This is a genomic window from Sphingomonas beigongshangi (assembly GCF_016820445.1).
Classification (GTDB): Bacteria; Pseudomonadota; Alphaproteobacteria; order Sphingomonadales; family Sphingomonadaceae; genus Sphingomonas; species Sphingomonas beigongshangi.
Map to the genome: position 1 here is coordinate 202,066 of NZ_JADHDT010000002.1, position 16,095 is coordinate 218,160.

Genomic DNA, 16,095 nt, shown 5'->3' on the forward strand with positions numbered 1-16,095 from the left:
GAAGGGCGGCGCGCTGCGCCCCCGCAGCCCGCACCGCGCGCGTTCAGCGAAGGGCCTGTCTCGCGAGGGCATTGCAATCGGCGTCGCTGGCGAGCGGCCCCTGATGGCCGGTGATAGCGCGGCCGATCGCCTTGAAGATGTTGCCGACGGACTTGGTTTCCCTGGGTACGACGAGCTGCGGCGCGCTGAGCGTCCCGGACAGCGACGCGCTGCCGGGGAGACGCAACAGGCTGCGCTGCTTTGGCGCGCCGGTCAGGCGGATCGCGATCGCTTCCGCGGGAAAGACGATGCTGCCGACGCCGTTCATCCGGCTGAGGCTGGTGTCGACGACGAGCGGACGCACGGTTCCGTGCCCTTGCACGATGGGCAGGCCGAGGACGACGCAGCGCAGGCGGGCTTGCCGATCGTCGCCGATCGTCAGCGCCCGCCCCGCGTCGAAACCGAGCGCGGCGGCATATTTCGCCGGCAGCGTGCCGTCCTGAACGACAAGCCCGACATGGCCGTCCGCATGCGCGATCGCGCTGCGGATCGTATCGCCGCGGCCGGTCAGCCGGGCACGGGCTCGAATGCGGCCGGCGACATCGCCCTGCCCGGCCAGCAATTCGAGGCGGCTGCCGATCATCGCCAGGTCGAGGCGAAGCGTCGGATGCGCCGCGCCGCCGCGCTGATCGACGATCGCGCGTCCCGACGCCCTGCCTCCGGCCAGACGGATGGCGAGCGGCGCGACGGTGAGCGTCTGGTGGTCGAGGGAAAGCGTGCCGCTCAGCCCGGTGACCCCGGTATCGCCGCCCGCGCTGACCACGCGCGCGATGCGGACGTCGATCGTGCCGTCGGTCGAGTCCAGGTTGGCGAGGCTGATCGGCGTATCCGGAATCACGCGCGGCCCGATCCGCGCCTCCTGCGCACGGGCCGCCGCGCGCCCGGCGTCGGAGGCGAGATCATCGAAATCGAACCGTCGCGACGCGATGGCGCCGGTCAACCTGGTGCGGCCGTCCCGCTTCATCACCGTGACATGGCCCGCAATGTCGGAACGACCGATCGTGCCGGTCAGGCCGGTGACGGTCCAGTCCGGCGCGTCGTGGCGGACATGGGCGCGCAGCGCGACCGGCTGCGTGCCGAACAATCCCGCCTCGATCACCGCGTCGATCAGCTTGAGATCGGCGGCCCGCGTGACGAGGTCGAGCGTCATCCGGTCGGTGTCGAGCGGCCGATCCATCGTGCCGCGCGCCGCCATCGCCAGGGCGGCACCATCGATCCGCGCGGTGAAGGGCCAGGGGCCGGGCCGCGCCTGGGTCACGGCGGCGCCGGCGAACGCGAGCCGTACGGACGCGCCCCGGATCGTCCCGGTGCCGCTGGCGCGCAGGCCATTCGTGTCGGAGACGAAGGACAATCGCGCGTCGCGGTCGCGCTTGGCGTCGCGATAGCTGATCATGCTGTCGCGAACGGTGAGCCCGCGCAGGTCGGTCGAGGCGCCGCCGCTCTCCGCCGCGCCAGGCCGCGACCAGTTCGTGCGACCGTCGGCTGCGCGGACCAGGGCGAGTGCGAGTCCGCTGACCCGGATGTCCCGTGGCTGGAAGGTGCCGGAGAGCAACGGCCAGACCGGGAAGGTCACGCGCGCCTCGCGCAGACGCAGGAAATCGCCCGAACCCGCCCAGTCCGCCTGTGGTATGCGCACGTCGCGCACCGCGATCGTCGGCGTGAAGCCGATCGTGTCGAGGCGCGCCATGCTGCCGATGGTCACCGGACGCCCGAAGCGCTTGGTCAGCCGGTCGGCGACGATCCCGTGCAGCATCTCCCAGGGGAAAAGCGCGACGAGGAAGAGGAGACCCGCGACGATCGCGACGACGATGGCGGCGACCCGCCCGGCCCTGTTCATTGCCCCCTGCTCATGCCGATGCGACGCGCGAGCCTTGGCGTTGGTTCCGCTTCGGCCCTCCTCCCGCAGCGACGCGCGCGATCGGAACCGGCTCCGTCAGAAGTCGATCGCGATGCCCTTCAGTTCCCAGTCGCCATAGCGCACGGGATCCTTGCCCAGCGGATCCTCCGCAGGCCGGTCGGTCGCCTGCGGCTTTGGCACGGGCGGGCTCTTGGACAGATAGGCGGGCGGCTTCACGTGCGAGGGGCGCTGGGCCATCTTGCGTCTCCGGTCTCTCGTCGCCTCTTTGGCGCGGCGGACAACGTGCGTGGCACGATGTCCGAACGAGCGCTAAGGCGGGCCATCACATCGGTATTTCATCCCAGGATCACAAGTTTGGCGCGTCCCCCTTCCGGAAAGAAACCCATCTCGGCCAGCAATGCCGAACCGCTCGGCACCGCGACCCGGCGGGCCGCGCTGCGCCTGCTCGACGCGGTATTGCGCCGCGGCGAACCGCTGGAGGCGGCGCTCGTCAGCGCGACGCGGCATATCTACGGCCCCGACCGGGGCCTGGCCCATGCCATCGCCGCCGAGGTGCTGCGCCGCCTGCCCGATCTCGACGCGATGATCGATTCGGTGACGGAGCGGCCGCTGCCCGACGATGCCAAGGCGCGCATGGCGCTGCGCATCGCATTGGTGCAGGCGCTCGTGCTCGGCACCCCCCATCATGCCGCCATTTCAACCGTCCTGCCGCTGGTCGACGGCGGCCCGCGCAAGCTGGTCCATGGCGTGTTCGGCGCGATCGTCCGCGCGGGCGTGCTGCTGCCCGAGACGCCGACCCTGCCGCCCGCTGTCGAGGCGCGATGGCAGACCGCCTGGGGCGAGGCGATGGTCGCGGGCGCCGAAACCGCGATCGCCGCGCCGCCGCCGCTCGATCTGACGCTCGCCGACGCCGGCGAGACCGCGCATTGGGCGCAGGTGCTGGGCGGCACAAGCCTGATGCCCGGCCATGTCCGGCTGCACGATGCGGCGCCCGTCGCCGAGCTGCCCGGCTATGCGGAAGGGCGTTGGTGGGTGCAGGACATCGCCGCCTCGATCCCTGCGCGGCTGCTCGTGGCGAATGGGCCGAGCCGCGAGGGCGCGCGTGCGATCGACCTTTGCGCCGCGCCGGGCGGCAAGACGCTGCAACTGGCGGCGGCGGGATTTGGCGTCGCGGCGCTGGACGTATCGCCGAGCCGGATCAAGCGGCTGCGGGAGAATCTGTACCGCACGCGGCTGAAGGCGGAGGTGATCGCCGGCGACGTCCTGCTGTGGCAGCCAGACGCACCGGTCGATGCGGTGCTGATCGACGCGCCGTGCAGCGCGACGGGCATCTTCCGTCGCCATCCCGACGTGCTGTATCGCGCGCACGATCGCGTCATCGCGGAGATGGCCACGCTGCAGGCGCGTATCTTCGCGCGGGCGGCGGAGTGGGTGAAGCCGGGCGGCAGCCTGGTCTATGCGACGTGCAGCCTGGAACCCGCCGAGGGCGAGATGCAGCTGGAGCGGTTCCTCGCGGCCCGTCCGGATTATGCGATCGATCCGCCCGACGCGACGCTGCTGCCGGAGGGCGTGCCGGTCGCGCAGGGCGGTTACGTCCGCACGCTGCCGGGCATGCTGGCGCAAGCGGGCGGATGCGACGGCTTCTTCATCGCGCGCCTGCGGCGGCAGGAATGATCCCTTCCGTTCCGCGTCCGGAAGGGGAGTAGGTGTTGTAATCACCATCCCTGCGACTAGAGAGCCACCATGCAGCCCGTCCGTATCGCCCCGTCGATCCTGTCCGCCGATTTCGCCAAGCTGGGCGAGGAAGTCCGCGCGATCGACGCGGCGGGGGCCGACTGGATCCATATCGACGTCATGGACGGACATTTCGTCCCCAACATCACCATCGGGCCCGCGGTGGTGAAGGCGCTACGCCCGCACACCGCCAAGCCGTTCGACGTCCACCTGATGATCTCGCCCGTCGACGTCTATCTGGACGCCTTCGCCGAGGCGGGCGCGGACACGCTGACGGTGCATCCGGAGGCCGGCCCGCACATCCACCGTACCGTCCAGCATATCAAGTCGCTGGGCAAGCGCGCCGGCGTCGTACTCAACCCCGCGACGCCCGCCAAGATGCTCGACTATCTGATCGACATGGTCGATCTGGTGCTGGTGATGAGCGTCAACCCCGGCTTCGGCGGCCAGAGCTTCATCGACAGCCAGCTCAAGAAGATCGCCGCGATCCGCAAGATGATCGACATGACCGGCCGTGCGATCGACCTGGAGGTCGACGGCGGCGTCGACGCGATCCACGCCAGGCGCTGTATCGAGGCGGGCGCGGATGCGCTGGTCGCGGGCACAGCGGTGTTCCGCGGCGGACCCGATGCCTATGCGGCCAATATCGCGGCCCTGCGGGGATGAGCGACGCGCTGCCGCCGAACCTGGCGCCCGACTCGATCCAGGAAGGCCGACGGCTGATGCGCGTCGGCGGCGACAAGGGTCTGAGCCTTGCCGAACGGCTGAGCGAGCATTTCCACCGGCTGACGTGGCGCACGCCGATCCATGCGATGCGGCTGAGGGGGCGTTACCCGCTCAAGCTGATCGCCGTGCCCGACGATCCCGTGATGGGCGACGCGAAGCGCGGCCAGGCGCTGCTGCGCGGCGAGATCGCCTTCCGCGGCGAGGCGCATCCGATCGACGCGCTCGATTTCCGCCGGCGTGACTGGGGCAAGCCGTTCGCGGAATATGTGCATAGCTTCGCCTGGTTGCGTGACCTGTCCACCGTCGCGACGCGGGCGCAGGGATCTCCCGTCGCCGAGCACCTCATGGGGCGCTGGCTCGCCGACTATGCGGACAAGGTCGACGCGCTGGCGTGGCGCCCCGACCTGTGGGGACGGCGCATTCTTTACTGGACCGCGCACGCGCCGCTGATCCTGTCGTCGACCGATCTCGTCTATCGCTCCAGCGTCCTCAACACGCTGGCCCGCGGCGCGCGCCATCTCGACCGCGGTGCGGACAAGGCCGCGCCGGGTGCGCCGCGCGTCGCCGCCTGGTGCGGCGTCGTCGCGGCGGGGCTGCTGATCCCCGGTGGCGACCCGCGCAAGGATTTCGGCGAAGCGGGATTGGCGCGCGCGCTGCAGACCGGCCTGACGGAGGACGGCGGCTCGGTATCGCGCAGCCCCGCGATGCTGCTCGATACGATCCAGCTGATCGCCACCCTGCGCGAAGTCTATGCCGCGCGCCGGGAACCCTTGTTCGCGCCGGCCGAGGCAGCGCTGACCCGCATGGTGCCCGCGCTGCTCGGGGTGATGCACGGCGACCGGGCGCTTTCGAGCTGGCAGGGCGGCGGACCCGCCACCGCGGAGCAGATCGCGGCGGTGATCGACGCGAGCGGCGTGCGCACCCGCCCCCTGCGCCAGGCGCGCGACTGGGGCTATCAGCGGCTGGCGGCGGGTACGGCGGTGCTGATCGTCGATGCCGCGCCGCCGCCGGTGGCCAAGATGGTGGCGGGGGGCTGCGCCTCCACGCTTGCCTTCGAATTCTCCGACGGGCCGGCGCGCATCGTGGTCAACTGCGGCGGCGCGCGCGCGTCGGTGGCGCAGCTGCCGGCATCCCTCGCCGAGGCGCTGCGGACCACGGCGGCGCATGCGACGCTGACCCTGTCCGACAGCAACTCGACCGCGATCCTGAGCGACGGCACGCTGGGCCGCGGCGTCGCCGAGGTCGAGCTGAGCCGGCAGGAATCCGACACCGCGAGCCGGATCGAGGCGAGCCACGACGGCTATGTCCGCCGCTGGGGCTTCGTCCATCGCCGCCAGCTCATGCTGACGGGTGACGGGCGCGAGCTGCGCGGCGAGGACGCGCTGCTGCCGCAGGGACGCAAGCGCAAGAGCGGCAACACCGGCTTTGCGATCCGCTTTCATCTGGGCGCCGGGGTGGAGGCGTCAGCGACCGCAGACGGCCTGGCGGCGATCCTGCGCCTGCCCGGCGGCGCGCTGTGGCAGTTCCGCTGCCGCGGCGGCGCGCTCGGCATCGAGGACTCGCTGTGGATCGACGGCGACGGGCGGCCGGTGACGACGCAGCAGCTGGTGGTGACGGGCGAAGCGCCCGCTGGCGGCGCCAACGTCAGCTGGGCGCTGAAGCGCGCGATCTGAACGGCGAGCGCTGTGGTTCCCGTCCGGCCCGACCGACGGTGATGCCGGCTGGCCCCACGGAGAGCCGATCGGAGATCGTCGGGCGCAACTCGCATCTGTTCCCGCGTCCCATCCCCCGCTAGGGGAGCGCGCACGTTTCCTCCCCCCGAGAAGGCCTCTCATGTCGACGATCCGCATCCGCCGCGCCCTGCTGTCCGTATCCGACAAGACGGGCGTCGTCGATCTGGCACGCGGTCTCGCGGCCAAGGGTGTCGAGCTGGTTTCGACCGGCGGTACCGCGAAAACGCTTCGCGAGGCGGGTCTGGACGTGCGCGACGTCAGCGACCTCACCGGCTTTCCGGAGATGATGGATGGCCGCGTCAAGACGCTGCACCCGATGGTCCATGGCGGCCTGCTCGCGGTGCGCGACGATCCCGACCATGCCGCGGCGATGGCGGCGCACGGCATCGGCGCGATCGATCTGGTCGTGGTCAACCTCTATCCGTTCGAGGCGACGGTCGCCCGCGGCGCCGACCGCGATACGGTGATCGAGAACATCGACATCGGCGGCCCGAGCATGGTGCGCTCGGCGGCGAAGAACCATGCCTATGTCGCGATAGTCACCGATCCGGCGGACTATGCCGCCCTGGAGGCGGGGGAGACGACGTTGGACCAGCGGCGCGTCTTTGCGGCGAAGGCTTTCGCCGCGACGGCGGCCTATGACGGTGCCATCGCGCGCTGGTTCGGCACGGTCGACCAGGGCGAGGCGTTCCCGCCGGTCCTGCCCGTGACGCTGAAGCGCGCGGCGTCGCTGCGCTATGGCGAGAACCCGCACCAGTCGGCGGCCTTCTACACCGCCAACGACGGCGTGGCCGGCATCGGCCAGGCCCGGCAGGTGCAGGGCAAGGACCTTTCCTACAACAATCTAAACGACGCCGACGCGGCGCTGGAACTCGTCGCCGAGTTCCGCGAGGCGGCGCCCACCTGCGTGATCGTCAAGCACGCCAATCCCTGCGGCGTGGCGACCGCGGCAAGTCTCGAGCAGGCCTATGCCGAGGCCTTCGCCTGCGACACGGTGTCGGCGTTCGGCGGCATCATCGCGGTCAATCGCCCGCTCGACGCCGCGACGGCCAGGGCGATCACCGGCATTTTCACCGAGGTCGTCGTGGCACCGGACGCGGACGAGGAGGCGCTGGCCCTGTTCGCGGCCAAGAAGAACCTCCGCCTGCTGCTGACCGGCGACCTGCCCGACGCGCGGCGCGCGGGACTGTTCGCCAAGTCGATCGCGGGCGGCTGGCTGGTACAGGACCGCGATGCTGGTGTTCCGGGCGAGCTGAAGGTCGTCACCCGGCGGCAGCCGACCGCGCGGGAACTGGCCGATTGCCGCTTTGCCTGGACGGTGGCCAAGCACGTCAAGTCGAATGCGATCGTCTATGCGAAGGATGGTGCGACCGCGGGCATAGGTGCCGGCCAGATGAACCGGCTCGAGTCGGCGCGCATCGCCGCATGGAAGGCGAAGGATGCGGCCGACAAGGCGGGCTGGTCCGAACCGCGCACGATCGGATCGGCGGTGGCGTCGGATGCCTTCTTCCCCTTTGCCGATGGGTTGATGGCGGCGGTGGAGGCGGGCGCGACCGCGGTGATCCAGCCGGGCGGCTCGATCCGCGACGACGAGGTGATCGCCGCCGCCGATGCGGCGGGCCTGGCGATGGTCTTCACCGGCATGCGGCACTTCCGCCACTAGAATTTGATCCACGTACGCGGAAGCGGTACCGGCCCTCACCCCGCCCGGGGAGGACGTCAGGCCTCGACGGGAGAAACCCCGGTCTCCTCGGGATCGGGCAATGGCGGGACGCGCGCGAGCCACGCGCCGCCTGCCAGCGCCAGCAGCGCGAGGATGCCGCAGAACAGCGTGACGCCAGGCCAGCCGCGATGCGTCCAGGCGAGGCCGCCCGCCGACCCCAGCACGCTCGAGCCGAGATAATAGAAGAAGAGGTAGAGGGCCGCCGCCTGGCCGCGCTGGCTGCGCGCGCGGCGGCCGACCCAGGCGCTGGCGATCGAATGCGCACCGAAGAAGCCGATCGTCACGAGCGCGATGCCCGCGACGACGAGCGGTAGCGGGCGCGCCGCCCCGATCGCGAGACCGGCGAGCAGCAACACGACCGGGATCCAGAACATCCGCCGCCGGCCGATGCGTCCCGCCTGGGTGCCGAACCAGGCCGAGCTCAGCGATCCCAATATGTAGAGAAGGAACACGGCGCCGACCGCCGCCTGGCTGAGCGCATAGGGCGGCGCGACGAGACGGAACCCGGCATAATTGTAGACGGTGACGAACACGCCCATCAGCACGAACGCCTCGGCATAGAGCACGGGCAGCGCCGCGTCGCGGACGAGCGCAAGCAGCCCGCCGCCGACCCGCCCACCCGGTACGAACCCGCGCGACGCGGGTGCGAGGCGACGGAACGTCTCCGCCATCAGAAGGCCGGCGATGCCCACCGCCGCCAGGGCCCAGCGCCAGCCGGCCACGTCGGAAACCAGGCTGGCGACCAGCCGCCCGCCCATGCCGCCGATGCCGCTGCCCGCAATGTACAGCCCCATCGCCGCGCCGACGGAGTCGGCATGCACTTCCTCGGAGACATAGGCCATCGCCACCGCCGGCACGCCGGCGAGCGCAAGACCGGTGAGCAGCCGCAGCGCGAGCAGGCCGTGCCAGCCCGGTACGAGCCCGGCGGCGAGCGTCAGCGCACCCGCCGCGAACATCGCCCCGATCATGATCGGCCGGCGACCGACCCGGTCGCTGATGATGCCGGCGAACAGGATGCCGATCGCCAGCGGCCCGGTCGCCAGCGATACGGCGAGCGACGCGCCCTCCGCGCTCAGCCGATAGTCGCGCGCGAACAAAGGCAGCAGCGGCTGCACCGCATAGAGCAGCGAAAAGGTCGAGAATCCCGCGAAGAGCATCGCCAGGGTCAGGTGACGATAGGCGGCGCTGCCCTGGCGATGAAGGTCAGAAGCCGGAGAGGAAGGCCGCGACATTGGTGCCGAGCGCGTCGACGGCATATCCGCCCTCCATGATGATCGCCGTCGGCCAGCCGAACGCGGCGATGTCCGATGCGATCCCCCGATAGTCCCCGGTCGCGATGCGGAAGGCGGAGATCGGGTCGCCCTCCCACGTGTCCGCGCCGAAGCTGACGATCAGCAAGCCCGGGTCGAAGTCCGCGATGGCCTTCAGCGCCCGATCCTGCGCGGCGCGAAACGCCGCTCCGTCGGTCCCGCGCGGCAACGGCAGATTGCGCGTCGTGCCGAAGCCGTCGCCTTCCCCGTGCTCGTCGGCATGCCCCCAGTAGAAGGGAAAATCGGTCGCGGGATCGGCGTGCAGCGACGCGTAGAAGACGTCGCCCCGGCGCCAGAAGATGTCCTGCGTGCCGTTGCCGTGATGATAGTCGATGTCGAGGATCGCCACGCGCGCAACCCCCGCATCGCGCGCCGACTGTGCCGCGATCGCGGCGTGGTTGAGGTAGCAATAGCCGCCGCAATAATCCGGACCGGCATGATGACCCGGCGGGCGGCAGAGCGCGAAGGCGGCCCGCTCCCCCGCCAGCACCGCGCGCGTCGCGGCCAGCGCGGCCTGTGCGCTGCCGTAGGTGGCGGCCCAGGTATCGGGCGTCACCGGCGTGACGCTGTCCATCGCATGCGCGCCGAGCAGCGCATCGACGCGAGTCAACGACAATGGTCGACGACCGACGACCGGAAAGGCGTAGGGGATCGCGTCGCCGGCACGCCCCGCCTCGCGCCAGAGCCGGGGAACGTCGCGTAGCATCGCGCAATAGGCGGGCGAATGCACGGCGTGGATCGGATCGATCCCCGCATCGTCGGGCTGCTGCGTCGGGCCGATGACGGCGAGGATGTTGGCGATCCGCCCGGGAACCTCGGCATGCGGTGCGAGCGCGCCGTTGTGGAATTCGTGTGTCGGCGCGTGGAGCGCCTGGTCGGGGTGGTGGAAGATTTTCATGCGTCCCGTCTCCGCGCCGTGGCGAGCAGCGCCATGCCGGCGAGCGCGGAAGCGATCGACCCGGCAAGCACGCCGACCTTGACCCGGTCGAGCAGCGCCGGGTCGGTAAAGGCCAGGCCCCCGATGAACAGGCTCATCGTGAACCCGATGCCTGCAACCAGCGCCATCCCATAGAGCTGGCGCCACGACACACCGTGCGGGCGGCGCGCGATGCGGAGCCGGTCCGCAAGCCAGATCGCGGCGAAGATCCCCGCCTGTTTGCCGACGAACAGGCCCAGCGCGATGCCGAGCACGAGCGGCTCGACAAGCGTCGCCAGACTGGTGTTCGCGAGCGGCACGCCGGCATTGGCAAGGCCGAACAGCGGCACGACGACGAACGCGACCCAGGGCGACAGCGCGTGCTCGAGCCGATGCAGCGGCGACCCGCGATGATCGGCCGCATCGGACGTCGCGCGGAAGGGGATCAGCGCGGCGGTCGCGACGCCCGCGATGGTCGCGTGGATGCCCGACATGAAGATCGCGAGCCACAGCGCCGCGAAGCCGAGCAGATAGGGCCACAAGGTCAGGACGCCACGCCGGTTCAGGACGTACAGCCCGGCGACCGTGGCGGCCGCGACGCCAAGCGCCATCGCATCGACGTGATCGGTATAGGCGACCGCGATGATCGCGACCGCGCCCATGTCATCGACGATCGCGATCGTCGCGAGGAGCAGCTTGAGCTGTGGCGGCACGCGCGGCCCGAGCAAGGCGAGCGCGCCGATCGCGAAGGCTATGTCGGTCGCGGCGGGAATCGCCCAGCCGGGCTGCAGGGCCCGGTCGGACCCGGTCACCGCCAGAAACACGAGCGCAGGCACGATCATGCCCGCCGCGGCGGCCAGGAACGGCAGGCGCCGATCGGCGGCGCTGGCGAGCTGGCCGTCGACCAGCTCGCGCTTGATCTCCAGGCCGACGAGCAGGAAGAAGACGGCCATCAGCCCGTCGTTGATCCAGAGATGCACCGTCATCGCCCCGTGCTCGGGCGACAGCAGCGGGCCGGTCCTGAGGTCGAGCAGAGCGGCATAGCCGGGGGCGGTCGCGGGCACGTTGGCCAGGATCAAGGCTATGGCCGCCGCCGCGATCAGGATGATGCCCGCCGCCGCCTCGCTGGACAGAAACGTGCGCAGCGCCGATCGCGCCCGGTGGGGCAGAATGCTCATCTTCCCCCGGGTACCGGCTTCGCGGGCGGAGGCAAGTCCAACCCGCGCCGGGCCCGTATCCGCGCAAGCGACCGAACCGCGCGCGACGGCTGCGGGTCAGGCCGCTTTGGTCAGCGCCTCCGCAATCAGCTTGCGGCTGTTCGCGACGCCATAGAGCGCGATGAAGCTGCCCATGCGCGGACCCTGGCTGGAGCCTAGCAGCGTTTCGTACAGCGCCTTGAACCAGTCGCGCAGCTCGGCGAAGCCCGCCGTCTTGCCGATCTCGTACACGATGTTCTGAATGTCCTCCGCCCCCGCGCCCTCGGGCAGCGCGGCGAGGTCGGCATCGAGCCGGCGCAGCGCCTCGATCTCCATCCCCTCGGGGGCGCGCCGGTGCAGCGTCGGCGCGACGAAGTCGCGGGCATAGGCCAGCGCATGGCCGATCAGCCGGTCGAGCGCGGGATAACGCTCCGGCGTCGCGTCGCCGACGTAATTGGCCAGATAGCCCCAAACCTGCTCGCGAGTCGCATCGCCGCCCATCACGCCGACGAGGTTGAGCAACAGACCGAAGGTGACGGGCAGCGCTTCCGCCGGAACCTCGCCGGCATGGATATGATGCACCGGATTCCCGAGCTTCTGCGCGAGCGGCTGATTGGGGTAGTTGCCGCGGAACTGCCAATAGTCGTCGACCGCGCGCGGGATGACGCCGAAATGCAGCTGCTTCGCCTTCTTCGGCTCGCGATAGGCGAAGAAGGCCAGGCTCTCCTCCGGACCATAGGTCAGCCACTGGTCGATCGACAGGCCGTTGCCCTTCGACTTGGAGATCTTCTCGCCCTTTTCGTCGAGGAACATCTCGTAGTTGAAACCTTCGGGCGGGCGGCCGCCGAGCACGCGCGCGATCTTGGACGACTGGACGACCGAATCGATCAGGTCCTTGCCCGCCATCTCGTAATCGACGTCGAGCGCGACCCAGCGCATCGCCCAATCGACCTTCCACTGCAGCTTCGACAACCCGCCCAGCGCCGACTGGACGACCCGCTCGCCGCTCTCGTCGACGAAGGCGATCGTGCCGGCTTCGGCGTCGACGACCTCGACCGGCACCTGCAGCACGACGCCGGTGACGGGACTGATCGGCAGGATCGGCGAATAGGTGGCGCGCCGTTCGCTGCGCAGCGTCGGCAGCATCACGTCCATGATGCCCTGATAGTGACGCAGCACGCCCTTCAGCGCGTCGTCGAAGCGCCCGGACGTATAATAGTCGGTCGACGAGGCGAATTCGTAGTCGAAGCCGTAACGGTCGAGAAACGCACGCAACATCGCGTTGTTGTGCGCGGCGAAGCTGTCGAACTTGCCGAACGGATCGGGGATGCGCGTCAGCGGCTTGCCGAGATGCTCGGCGAGCATCGCGCCGTTGGGCACGTTGTCGGGCACCTTGCGCAGCCCGTCCATGTCGTCGCTGAACGCGATCAGACGCGTCGGCTGGTCGCTCAATTCCTTGAAGGCATTGCGCACCATCGTCGTGCGCAGGACTTCGTTGAACGTGCCGATGTGCGGTAGACCCGACGGGCCATAGCCGGTTTCGAACAGGATCGGCGCGCCACCGGGCTTGCCGTCCGGCCACCGCTTGAGAAGCTTGCGCGCCTCTTCATAGGGCCAGGCCTTGGATGCGAGCGCGATGGTGCGAAGGTCGTCGGTCATGATGCGCCGGGGGACTAAGCCCCCGACGCGGTCACGGCAACGCCGGAGTTTTCAGCCGCTCAGCGGCAGCGGCGATGCGCAGTGATCGAGCGGTCGATCGCGCGGCCGGCCAGGGCGCCGCCGACGCCGCCTGCGATCGTGCCGAGTGCGCCATGGCCGAGCACGGAATTGCCGACCAGCGCACCGCCGACGCCGCCCGCGACCAGGCCCGTGGTGCCGCCCGAATAGCTGCAGCGGCGGACGTGATGATAGCCGCGCTCGTAATGGCGATGGTGATGGCGCGCCTGCGCGGCGCTGGTCGGCAGCACGAGGCTGGCCGGCAGGGTGAGCGAAACCGCGCTGAGCGCGAGCAACATCTTACGCATGAAAAGGTCCTCCTCCGACCGATGGTGCGTGCCGAACGAGCGACGGGCCGACGGGTTTCAACGCAGGCTGGTTGCCAATGTGTTCCAGCTGGTTAAGGCATGCCAGCGCGTGCTCCCCTATCCCGCCCTCCACGCCAGCCACGGCGGCATCTGGCTCGCGACCGCGGAGGGGACGCGCGCGCTGTCGCGCGGCGAGGCGATCGGTATCGCCGCGGACACGCCGGTGATCCTGCTGAACGCGCCTCTCGTCGGACAAAGGCTGGGCTATGCGGAGCTGTCGGGGCTCGACCTGCTCGAGCTGTTCGCCTTCCTGCATCCGGCGCGCTTCGCCGTGCCTACCCCGAAGGGACTGGCGCGCGCGGTCGACCTGTCGCCGCCCGACGGCGACGAGGATGTCGCCGCCTTCCTGCGCGAGGCGGCGGCGGCGCTGCTCGCGGTCCCCGCGGGCGAATGGCCGGAACGCGAAGGCGCCTGGAGCGCGGTACAGGCGCTGACGAGGCTGCGCTGGCCATGGGCGCCCGCGCTCGCCCCGTTGATCGCCAAGCCCAAGGAGCATGAGCGCTGGCTGTTCGGCGCGCTGCCCGAATGGGAAGAGGGCGCCCCCCGCCCCGCCCCGCGCTCCGTCTCCATTCCCACCGTCGAGGCCGAGGCGCGGCTGGTCGACCTGACGGGCCATGGCGCGGAGGAACGCCCGGGTCAGCGCGCCTTCGCCGCCGCCGCCAGCGCGGCCTTCGCGCCGCGTGCCATACGCGATGCGCCAAACCTCGTCCTCGCCGAGGCCGGGACCGGGATCGGCAAGACCCTGGGCTATCTCGCGCCCGCCTCGCTATGGGCGGAACGCGCGGGCGGCGCGGTGTGGCTGTCCACCTATACCAAGGCGCTGCAGCGCCAGTTGGCGCAGGAAACGGTACGGCTGTTTCCCGACGCCGCGACGCGCAAGGCAAAGGTGGTGACGCGCAAGGGGCGCGAGAATTACCTGTGTCTGCTTAACCTCGAAGACGCGTTACAGGGCGGTTTCGCGGGACGGGCCGCCGTGCTGGCGCAGCTCGTCGCGCGCTGGGCCGCCTATAGCGCGGACGGCGACATGGTCGGCGGCGATCTGCCGGGCTGGCTGCCGACGCTGTTCCGGCGCAACGGCCCGGCCGCGCTGACCGACCGGCGCGGGGAATGCGTCTATGCGGGCTGTCCGCATTATCGCAAATGCTTCATCGAGCATGCGGCGCGCGCCTCCGCCGATGCCGATCTGGTCATCGCCAATCACGCGCTGGTGATGGTCAATGCCGCGCGCGGGCGAGAGACCGCGACACGGCCGACCCGCTACGTCTTCGACGAGGGGCATCACCTGTTCGACGCCGCCGACTCGATGTTCGCGGCCGCGCTGACCGGGCAGGAGACGATCGAACTCAGGCGCTGGATCCTCGGTCCGGAAAGCGGCGGACGCGGCCGTCGGCGCGGCCTGCAGGCACGGCTGTCCGACGTCGCGAGCTATGACGAGCAAGGTGGTCTGGCGATCCAGGATGCGGTCGATGCGGCGCGGCATCTCGCCAGCGACGGCTGGCTCGGGCGGATCGCGGAAGGTGCGCCGTTCGGACCGATCGAGCGCCTGCTCGCCGCGGTACGCGGCCTGACCTATGCCCGCGCCGAGCAGCCGGGCGACGCCGGATACGGGCTGGAGACCGAGATCGCGGAGCCGACCCCCGAACTGATCGAGGCGGCCGCGCCCGCCGCCGCCGCGCTCGACGCGCTGGTCCGTCCGCTCGTCACGCTTGGCAAGCGGCTGGAGGCGGTGCTGGCGGAGGCGCCCGACTGGATGGACGCGCCGGCCCGCGCGCGGATCGAGGGCGCGATCGCGTCGATCGGATGGCGCGCCGAGACGGTGGCCGGCTGGCTGGCGCTGCTCGCGCGCGTCGGCGGTCCCGTCGACCCGGATTTCGTCGACTGGCTCGCGGTCGACCGTATCGAGGGGCGCGAATACGACATGGGGCTGCACCGCCACTGGCTCGACCCGACGCGGCCCTTCGCGAAAGTCGTGCTGGAGCCCGCGCACGGCGCGCTCGTCACCTCCGCGACGCTGACGGGCGGCGGCGACTGGACGACGGCGGAAGCCAGGGTCGGCGCGCCGCATCTCGCCCGCGCGCCGGCGCGATTCGAGGCGGCAAGTCCCTTCGACTATCCCAACCAGGCGGAGGTGCTGATCGTCACCGACGTCAAGCGCGGCGACCTGCCGGCACTTGCCAACGCCTATGCGCGACTGATCGTCGCGGCGGGTGGCGGCACGCTGGGCCTGTTCACCGCGATCCGCCGTCTGCGCGGGGTGCATGCACGCATCGCGGACCGACTGGCGCGCGAGGGGCTGCCGCTCCATGCGCAGCACGTCGATCCGATCGACACCGGAACGTTGGTCGACATCTTTCGCGACGATCCCGCCGCCTCGCTGCTCGGCACCGATGCGCTGCGCGATGGCGTCGACGTGCCAGGCCGGTCGCTGCGCCTCGTCGTCATGGAGGGCGTGCCCTGGCCCAAGCCGAGCGTGCTGCATGCCGCGCGACGGCTGGCCGGCGGCGGCAGCGCCTATGACGACCGGATCGTGCGGGCGCGCCTCGCCCAGGCGTTCGGTCGGCTGATCCGGCGCGCCGACGACCGCGGCGCCTTCGTCATGCTGTCTGCCGCCTGCCCGTCGCGGTTGCTGACCGCCTTTCCGCCGGGCGTCGCCATCAGCCGGGTGACGTTGGACGAGGCGGTCGCGCGGGTCGCATCCCGGCTTTCCTTGCCTTCGATCATGGGGCATGAGGCCGCGCATGACGGCTGAGCCCGGGGGGATCAGCCCCTGGCCGAC

Annotated in this window: 12 protein-coding genes; 5 read left to right on the plus strand and 7 right to left on the minus strand. The window is 70.7% G+C overall.

Features of this window, described 5'->3' with window-relative positions:
- Window positions 1-43: 43 nt before the first annotated feature.
- Both IQ292_RS04170 and IQ292_RS04175 read right to left on the minus strand, forming a co-directional pair.
- Window positions 44-1,876, minus strand: a complete 1,833-nt coding sequence (locus IQ292_RS04170; protein ID WP_203309056.1) for an AsmA family protein — start codon at window positions 1,874-1,876, stop codon at window positions 44-46.
- Window positions 1,877-1,972: 96 nt separating this feature from the next.
- Window positions 1,973-2,134 (minus strand): DUF1674 domain-containing protein, encoded by a 162-nt coding sequence (locus IQ292_RS04175; protein WP_203309057.1) that lies wholly within the window; start codon window positions 2,132-2,134, stop codon window positions 1,973-1,975.
- Window positions 2,135-2,251: 117 nt separating this feature from the next.
- Between IQ292_RS04175 and IQ292_RS04180 the strand changes: the two genes are divergently transcribed.
- The 4 genes from IQ292_RS04180 (at window position 2,252) to purH (ending at window position 7,753) form a co-directional block, all read left to right on the plus strand.
- The gene (locus tag IQ292_RS04180; protein WP_275298272.1) at window positions 2,252-3,571 is read left to right on the plus strand and encodes an RsmB/NOP family class I SAM-dependent RNA methyltransferase; all 1,320 of its coding nucleotides are present in this window, start codon (window positions 2,252-2,254) and stop codon (window positions 3,569-3,571) included.
- A 69-nt stretch (window positions 3,572-3,640) separates the two neighbouring features.
- Window positions 3,641-4,297, plus strand: coding sequence for a ribulose-phosphate 3-epimerase (gene rpe, locus IQ292_RS04185; RefSeq protein ID WP_203309059.1), 657 nt, complete (start codon window positions 3,641-3,643; stop codon window positions 4,295-4,297).
- Window positions 4,294-6,030, plus strand: coding sequence for a heparinase II/III family protein (locus tag IQ292_RS04190; RefSeq protein WP_203309060.1), 1,737 nt, complete (start codon window positions 4,294-4,296; stop codon window positions 6,028-6,030). The genes rpe and IQ292_RS04190 overlap by 4 nt, the downstream gene beginning before the upstream one ends.
- A 160-nt stretch (window positions 6,031-6,190) precedes the next feature.
- Entirely contained in the window at window positions 6,191-7,753 is a 1,563-nt protein-coding gene (purH, locus tag IQ292_RS04195; RefSeq protein WP_203309061.1) for a bifunctional phosphoribosylaminoimidazolecarboxamide formyltransferase/IMP cyclohydrolase, read from the plus strand.
- Between the two features lie 56 nt (window positions 7,754-7,809).
- On the opposite strand, the gene IQ292_RS04200 is transcribed toward purH, so the two are convergent.
- The 5 genes from IQ292_RS04200 to IQ292_RS04220 all read right to left on the minus strand — a co-directional run bounded on the left by IQ292_RS04200 (window position 7,810) and on the right by IQ292_RS04220 (window position 13,259).
- Window positions 7,810-9,045 carry an MFS transporter gene (locus IQ292_RS04200; protein WP_203309062.1) on the minus strand — a complete coding sequence of 412 codons (1,236 nt, stop codon included), beginning with the start codon at window positions 9,043-9,045 and terminating at the stop codon, window positions 7,810-7,812.
- On the minus strand, window positions 9,017-10,021 hold the full coding sequence (locus tag IQ292_RS04205) for a histone deacetylase family protein (protein WP_203309063.1): 1,005 nt from the start codon (window positions 10,019-10,021) through the stop codon (window positions 9,017-9,019). Before IQ292_RS04205 ends, IQ292_RS04200 begins: the two co-directional genes overlap by 29 nt.
- A complete protein-coding gene (gene nhaA / locus IQ292_RS04210; RefSeq protein ID WP_203309064.1) occupies window positions 10,018-11,217 on the minus strand; it encodes a Na+/H+ antiporter NhaA in 1,200 nt (399 codons plus the stop codon). The genes IQ292_RS04205 and nhaA overlap by 4 nt, the downstream gene beginning before the upstream one ends.
- Window positions 11,218-11,313: 96 nt before the next feature.
- Window positions 11,314-12,894, minus strand: a complete 1,581-nt coding sequence (locus tag IQ292_RS04215) for a lysine--tRNA ligase (RefSeq protein WP_203309065.1) — start codon at window positions 12,892-12,894, stop codon at window positions 11,314-11,316.
- A gap of 59 nt (window positions 12,895-12,953) precedes the next feature.
- Window positions 12,954-13,259, minus strand: coding sequence for a hypothetical protein (locus tag IQ292_RS04220; protein ID WP_203309066.1), 306 nt, complete (start codon window positions 13,257-13,259; stop codon window positions 12,954-12,956).
- A 109-nt stretch (window positions 13,260-13,368) separates the two neighbouring features.
- Between IQ292_RS04220 and IQ292_RS04225 the strand changes: the two genes are divergently transcribed.
- The gene (locus tag IQ292_RS04225) at window positions 13,369-16,068 is read left to right on the plus strand and encodes a helicase C-terminal domain-containing protein (protein WP_203309067.1); all 2,700 of its coding nucleotides are present in this window, start codon (window positions 13,369-13,371) and stop codon (window positions 16,066-16,068) included.
- The last annotated feature ends 27 nt before the right edge of the window (window positions 16,069-16,095 follow it).